Source organism: Vibrio sp. V19_P1S1T109, from assembly GCF_002241375.1.
Classification (GTDB): Bacteria; Pseudomonadota; Gammaproteobacteria; order Enterobacterales; family Vibrionaceae; genus Vibrio; species Vibrio anguillarum.
Map to the genome: position 1 here is coordinate 1 of NZ_NDIM01000226.1, position 7,312 is coordinate 7,312.

The 7,312-nt window shown below is 44.6% G+C and carries 5 protein-coding genes; all 5 read left to right on the top strand.

Annotation, left to right across the window (positions count from 1 at the left end):
* The first annotated feature begins 134 nt into the window (after positions 1–134).
* The 5 genes from B9J87_RS11000 (at position 135) to B9J87_RS11020 (ending at position 7,180) form a co-directional block, all read left to right on the top strand.
* Positions 135–2,684, top strand: a complete 2,550-nt coding sequence (locus B9J87_RS11000; protein ID WP_094150779.1) for a glycosyl hydrolase family 18 protein — start codon at positions 135–137, stop codon at positions 2,682–2,684.
* Between the two features lie 194 nt (positions 2,685–2,878).
* The gene (locus B9J87_RS11005; RefSeq protein ID WP_026028428.1) at positions 2,879–3,250 is read left to right on the top strand and encodes a GntR family transcriptional regulator; all 372 of its coding nucleotides are present in this window, start codon (positions 2,879–2,881) and stop codon (positions 3,248–3,250) included.
* Complete coding sequence (locus B9J87_RS11010; protein ID WP_017048124.1) at positions 3,247–4,110, top strand: ABC transporter ATP-binding protein; 864 nt, start codon at positions 3,247–3,249, stop codon at positions 4,108–4,110. The genes B9J87_RS11005 and B9J87_RS11010 overlap by 4 nt, the downstream gene beginning before the upstream one ends.
* Complete coding sequence (locus B9J87_RS11015; RefSeq protein WP_017045015.1) at positions 4,110–4,967, top strand: hypothetical protein; 858 nt, start codon at positions 4,110–4,112, stop codon at positions 4,965–4,967. Before B9J87_RS11010 ends, B9J87_RS11015 begins: the two co-directional genes overlap by 1 nt.
* 326 nt (positions 4,968–5,293) lie before the next feature.
* Positions 5,294–7,180, top strand: a complete 1,887-nt coding sequence (locus B9J87_RS11020) for a methyl-accepting chemotaxis protein (RefSeq protein ID WP_094123611.1) — start codon at positions 5,294–5,296, stop codon at positions 7,178–7,180.
* The last annotated feature ends 132 nt before the right edge of the window (positions 7,181–7,312 follow it).

The following is a 7,312-nucleotide window of genomic DNA, read 5'->3' on the forward strand; positions in this document are numbered from 1 at the left end:
CTCGAAAAGCGTTTTTATTTTTTTGCTAAAAAAAATAAGTCTTGTAAATACTGAAATGGATGTTCTTCAATGCCTTATCAGAAGAGCAGCTTGCTTAAATGTAAGTGAAACATTCAGAAATGAGAGATATAGGTATGAATCGTATTACTTTGTGCGCCGCAAGTATTGCAATGGCTCTTTCGGGCACGGCAATGGCAGCACCAGCAACCCCTAGCGTCGATGTCTATGGGTCGAATAATCTACAGTTTTCTAAAGTTGAATTAGCCATGGAAAGCACGGCTGGTTATAACCAAATGGTCAAATATTATGATCAAGCGCCGATTGCCGTTAAGTTTAACCAATGGAGTGGTACAACGGGCAACACGTATAAAATCTATTTTGATGGCGCACAGGTCGCGACAGGCCCAATCACTGGCAGCCAAACCACCGCAAACTTCAGTTATGCACAAGGTGGTGTTTACCAAATGGCAATCGAAGCTTGCGACGCGACAGGTTGCAGCAAAAGTGCACCCGTTGAGATAACAATTGCCGATACCGATGGCTCACATCTCAAACCTTTGGTGATGAATATTGATCCCAATAACAAGACTTACACGACCGATAAAGATACGGTGGTTGGAACCTACTTTGTTGAGTGGGGCATCTATGACCGGAAATATACGGTAGATAACATCCCGGCTGATAATCTGACGCATATTCTATACGGCTTCATTCCAATTTGTGGCCCTAACGAATCATTGAAATCCGTTGGTGGAAACAGCTACAACGCGTTGATGACCGCATGTAATGGGGTGAATGATTACGAAGTGGTGATCCATGACCCTTGGGCGGCCTATCAAAAGAGTTTCCCGCAAGCGGGTCACCAATACAGCTCTCCGATCAAGGGCAACTATGCCATGTTGATGGCGCTCAAACAGCGTAATCCAGACCTCAAGATCCTTCCTTCTATTGGTGGTTGGACACTCTCTGACCCATTTTTTGATTTTACCAACAAGGCCAATCGCGATACTTTTGTTGCTTCAGTGAAGAAATTCCTAACCACTTGGAAATTCTACGACGGTGTTGATATCGACTGGGAATATCCTGGAGGAGGTGGTCAAGCAGCGGATCGCGGTGACCCAGTCAATGATGGCCCTGCGTACATTGCGTTAATGCGTGAACTGCGTGCCATGCTTGATGAATTGCAATCGGAAACTGGTCGTACTTATGAGCTCACGTCAGCAATTGGTGTTGGTCATGACAAGATTGAAGATGTTAATTATGGCGAAGCCATTCAATATATGGATTACATCTTTGCCATGACTTATGACTTTTATGGCGGTTGGAATAACGTATTAGGCCACCAAACCGCGCTTTACTGCGGATCATTCATGCGCCCTGGTCAGTGTGATGGGAAAGGAGTAGATGAAAATGGCGAACCTTATAAAGGTCCAGCTTATACGGCGGATAACGGTATCCAGTTACTGCTAGCACAGGGTGTCCCTGCTAATAAGTTAGTCTTAGGTGCGGCTATGTATGGCCGTGGCTGGGAAGGGGTGATGCCGGCTTCATTAAGTGATCCAACCGACCCGATGACAGGGGTAGGTAACGGAAAATTGAAAGGCACTTCCGCGCAAGGCGTGTGGGAAGCGGGTGTGATTGACTATAAAGGCATCAAATCATTCATGTTAGGGGTTAATAATACCGGTATTAATGGCTTTGAATATGGATACGATGCACAAGCTGAAGCACCTTGGGTTTGGAATCGTACAACGGGCCAACTGGTTACTTTTGACGATAACCGTTCAATCAAAGCTAAAGGCGCCTATGCTCGAAACCTTGGTTTGGCCGGGTTGTTCTCTTGGGAGATTGACGCTGATAATGGTGACATCCTAAATGCGATGCATGAAAGCTTAGCAGGAGGAGGTACTACACCCCCCGCGAACCGCGTGCCCACTGCAAATGCAGGTGTTGATCAATCGGTGGTTGGTCCGGTGAGTGTTGTTCTTGATGGCGGTGCATCAAAAGACAGTGATGGCACTATTGTCAGTTACGTGTGGCAGCAAACGGCGGGCACAGCAGTGAGCTTAGTAAACGCTAATTCTGCACGAGCCAGTTTTGACGCGGCCGAAGTGGTACAAGTACAAACGCTGACGTTCAAGTTGACGGTCACAGATAACAAAGGCGCAACGGCTTCTGATGTTGTGACTGTAACGGTCAAACCTAAAGCAACTGAGCCTGTGAACACGCCACCAGTGGCGGTGATTACTGCGCCAAGCAATGCCAGTGCTGGTGAGGTTGTGGTGGTGGACGCTTCCGCTTCAAGTGACGTCGATCAAGACACCTTAACTTTCGCATGGGATGTACCTGCAGGCCTAAATGCAACCATTCAAGGTGCGAGTGTTTCGTTTGTTGCTCCTGAGTATACACAAGACACCACGCTAAGCTTCACTGTAACTGTCAGTGATGGTAAAGCGGCGGCCTCTGCAAGTGCATCGGTTATCGTGGCGAAGAAAGATTCTGGTGGTGGTGACACTTGCAGCAACTTGTGGGATAAATCAGCGGTTTATACTGGCGGTCAACAAGTTTCTTGGGCTGGTAAAGTATGGGAAGCCAAGTGGTGGACAACTGGCGAAAACCCATCGACTACTGGTGTGTGGGGAGTATGGAAAGAGATTGGCCCTGCGAGTTGCCCAACAAGCTGATTGCTTTAATAAACCAGCTACCTCAATGAGCTAACGGTTTTTAATAAACTTTTTATTGCAAACAATGACTTCAAGCCTCGTTCTAACACGAGGCTTTTTTGTGCGTTTTTCTATGTTTTTTCATTCATCACTTGCAATTCAATATTTTTGCTTTAGTGTTATATATGTGTATAACACTATATCGGTATAAAATTGTGACAGATTGGCAAGATAACCAACCCATATTCCGTCAGCTAGCCGACAAAATTACCGAGCAGATCCTACAAGGTATTTGGCTAGAAGATAGTGCGTTGCCTTCGGTAAGAACCGTTTCGGCAGATATGAAAATCAATCACTTAACTGTCATGAAAGGCTATCAACTGCTTGTTGACGAAGGCATTGTTGAAAAAAGACGAGGTCAAGGTATGTATGTCGCGAAAGGAGCGCTAGCGCAATTACAGGCGAAACAAAAGCAGCACTTTTTAGAGCAACAGATCCCAGAAATTGCACAAACACTCAAGCTATTGGCGATGCCGCTTGAGGATTTTATCAACCAACTACAACAGCATATTGAAGGTGACCAATGAATCCATTAGTCGAAGTCAACGGTGTATCTAAACAGTACGCAAAGCATGCCGAGTCGGAAGCTCTGCAGAATGTGAGCTTTAAGCTCTACGCAGGACAGGTGCTCGGTTTGCTCGGACATAATGGTGCGGGCAAGTCGACCTTAATTAAGTCGTTGCTCGGTGCTCACCATTATCAAGGTGACATTTTGATCCAAGGCTTAAATCCGATTACGGAACATGCGCAAGTGATGGCGCATCTTTCCTACATTTCAGACGTCAATGTGTTGCCAGATTGGATGACGGTTAAACAAATTTTGCGTTATACGTCAGGCGTGCATCCCAGTTTCTCGTTAGACAAGGCGACGCAAGTCCTTGCACAAACCAACATTCGTTTATCAAGTAAAATTCGTACCTTATCAAAAGGGATGAAAGTACAACTGCATTTAGCCATTGTGATTGCCACCGATACTAAAGTGCTGATTTTGGATGAGCCAACTCTTGGTTTGGACCTAATCTACCGTGATACCTTCTATCGTCACTTACTCGAATGGTTTCATGATGGTGAGCGTGCCTTGATTATTGCTAGTCATGAAGTCTCGGAAATTGAACATTTGCTAACGGATGTGCTGATCTTGAAGCAAGGTAAGGTCGTGCTGCAAGACTCAATGGAGGCGATTACACAAGGGTATTTTGTTCTAGAGGCCAGTAACGCACATCAAGACGTTATCCAAACCTATCGCCCTTTGGCATCTCAGCCAAGCTTGGGAACAACAAAGTGGTTGTTGACTTCAGAACACCGTCAAGCCGTTGAAGGGCTTGGTTCTATTTACAGTGTAAAACTTGCTGAACTATTTCTTGCCTTGCAGAAGGAGAACGCATAATGCACCCCAGTATTTATATGCTTGAAAAAGAGCTGATTGAAAACAAAAATGTTACGCGTATTCCTTTGTTTCTATTGGTATGCGGAACCCTATTGTTCATCAGTTTGTTAATGAACAATACACTGCAACACAACCTGTTTTTTGAGATGGAATTTGGTGGCGACATCAGTGATGTCCATATCGAATTTGTGGATGATTTCAACACCTTTATCATCATGCTTGTTGGTTTTATTTCGCTAATGCTCAGTTCACTCTATTTCCCCAGAACATTCCGCAAGGAGCGTAAAGAGGGAAGCTCTATGTTCTGGCGCAGCATGCCAGTGACGAACAATATGACCCACATAGTGAAACTGGGGTTTGGCTTATTTGTAATCCCTGTGGTCTGTTCCGTGTTAGTCATTTGTGCGGACGTTCTGCTGTGGGGGCTTAACTTAGCGACAGAAAACCGTTTAGCCCTACTATTTGAACAACGTTCTCTAGGATATGCCGTTCAACACTGGTTGAATTACCTCAGTATCATGTGGGTGATTGCTGTGACGATGCTGCCATTAGCCTGCTTTACTTTAGTTATTTCACAGATATTTAATTCGCCGATCCTTGTGATGTTCGTGGGCGGTTTCGCGCTTAAATGGATCTCGATTGTTATGCTGAATTCTGACATTGTAGGGGAGTTTTACCACGCGATTTTTAACTTGCCGTTGCAGTTAATGACTTCTTCAAACATGTTCACGGCTTTTGAAGGTGCTGGTTGGGGTAATTTATTTGTGTATATCATGATTGGTATCGCCAGTTACTGGATTAGCCACAAGCTCTATAGTACTGATGAACTTTCATTGAAGTCACTGTTGACCCGATAAGTTTCTGGTTAATTGTGGTCAAAAAGAGAGCGTTTGTTCTCTTTTTTTTCGCCTATTTCCTGCGGTTACTATGGTGAGGCTAGAAAAGGTTAGACCAGAAAAATTCACTCAAAATTAGAAGTTAGTTCCAAAGTGATGAGTAATCAACTCTCTGACTAACATGATATAAATGTGTTAAATGCACTATGCTATTTTGTAGTCCTTTGTGAGCAATGACAAAGACGTGGACCGCTTCAAGTTTTATTTCGAGGCTTGAAATTATAATGTCCAATTGATCGAGAATTCTATCGGTTTGAGTTAAATTACTATTACAAATAGGTCTACCTATGTTTAAAAAAATGTCGTTAAAAAACAAACTGGCGATTTCAGCCAGCGCTGCCATTATTCTTGGGGGATTACTCGTTGAAGCATTGTCGTATCGAGCTGCACTGGAGCGATTAGATATTGATGTTGAACAACGATTACAAAGTACCACCGCTTCTTATAACCAGTATGTGACGGACTGGTTACTGTCGAAAGAGCGTGCTTTAACCTCGCTGTCGCAAGATGCCGAGAAACAAGCCATCGTGACACATTTAAAACAAGTTCGAGATTCTGCAGCGTTTGACAACGTATTTCTTGCTTACCCCGACGGTTCGCAAAACAACGCTAATGGTGTCATCTTGCCGCCGGGGAACGATGATCCGCGCAAATGGGGCTGGTATACAAACGCTAAAGCAAACCCATCAAAAGTGTTTATGGATAACCCAACCGTTGCTGCGGCAACGGGCGCTAATGTGGTTTCATTAGGTAAGGCACTGAATTTAAATGGCCAACAAGTCGTTTTAGGCGCCGACGTAGAAATTACTGACATCCTCAACAGCATGAAGCAAGTTATTTTGCCGGGTGAGGGATATATGTTTATTGCTAACGATAAAGGCAATATTTTTACCCATAGTGATACTAAACTGCTCAATAAAAGTGTTTCTGATCTGGGTTTAAATTTCGCTGATATCCGCCAAGCGATTGCGAAAAGCAGCGATTTATTGGTGGATATTCGAGGTGAGGAGTATGTTCTCTACGCCCGAAGCATCAACGGAACGAATCTCAGTACTGTTGTGGTCATCAATCACGATTCGCTCATCGCACCTTTATCTGAAGCTACTTTCAGCCAGCTCATTGTTACTGCCGTTGTGGTTATACTCTGTACTCTGCTGTTCAACTTATTGTGTAATATTTTGTTCCGTCCTTTGAATAATGTTTCTCAAGCGTTGGCACAAATTGCAAACGGTAGTGGCGATTTAACGCAACGCATTAAGGTTGAAAATAGTGATGAAGTTGGCGAACTAGCCAATAATTTCAATACCTTTGTGGAGAGCTTACAACAACTTATTGGCCATATTCGTCACCAGTCTCATCAACTGGAAGCGCAATCAGAACATGGCGCGCATCGCGCTAATCAATCGGCATCAGAGCTTAGTCACCAGCAGCAAGAAATTGTGATGGTCGCTACTGCGGTTACTGAAATGGCGTCGGCAACGCAAGAGATAGCCTCTCACGCAGAGCAAACGGCAAGAGCAGCGCAAGACTCGGCAACCAGCACCAACAATGGACATGCCTTGGTGATTCATACCAAAGGCTCGATCAATAACTTGGCAAAATCAGTGAGTGAGGCCAGTGGCGTGATTGCCGCACTAAACCAACACGCGCAAGAGATTTCGACCGTACTGGCAACCATTCAAGGCATTGCAGAACAAACCAACTTACTTGCGCTGAATGCGGCTATTGAAGCTGCGCGAGCCGGTGAGCAAGGCCGAGGTTTCGCCGTGGTAGCAGACGAAGTTCGTGTGCTTTCTCAGCGCACCCATACTTCTACCGAAGAGATAAAATCAACCATTGATACCCTGCAAGAAACCACTAAACGTGCGGTATCGTTGATGCAAAGCAGCTCAACGCTCGCTGAGAACTCAGTGGAAGATGCCGATAAAGCATCCGGTGCGCTTGAAGAAATTAAAGCAGCGGTTGCCTTGATCAGTGATATGGCGACGCAAATTGCGACGGCAGCCGAAGAGCAAACGCATGTGACTAGTGAAATTACACAAAATGTTACTTCTATCAAGGATGTGACGGAGCAACTGGTCATTGGTGCAGAAGATAGCTTGAGCCAATCCAATGAACTCAAGCAGCAAGCGGAAGAGCTGAGTGCAAAAGTGGCGACATTTAAATTAGCGTAACGGTTGTTTCTTTCTTATTCAAAAGGCTCTGCGGAGCCTTTTTTTGATCAGATTGTTATGTTTTCTCACTTGGTGAGAAAGCAAGTCTGTTATTAATCTTAAATTCTCGATATATAAGAATCATAGTTGAGG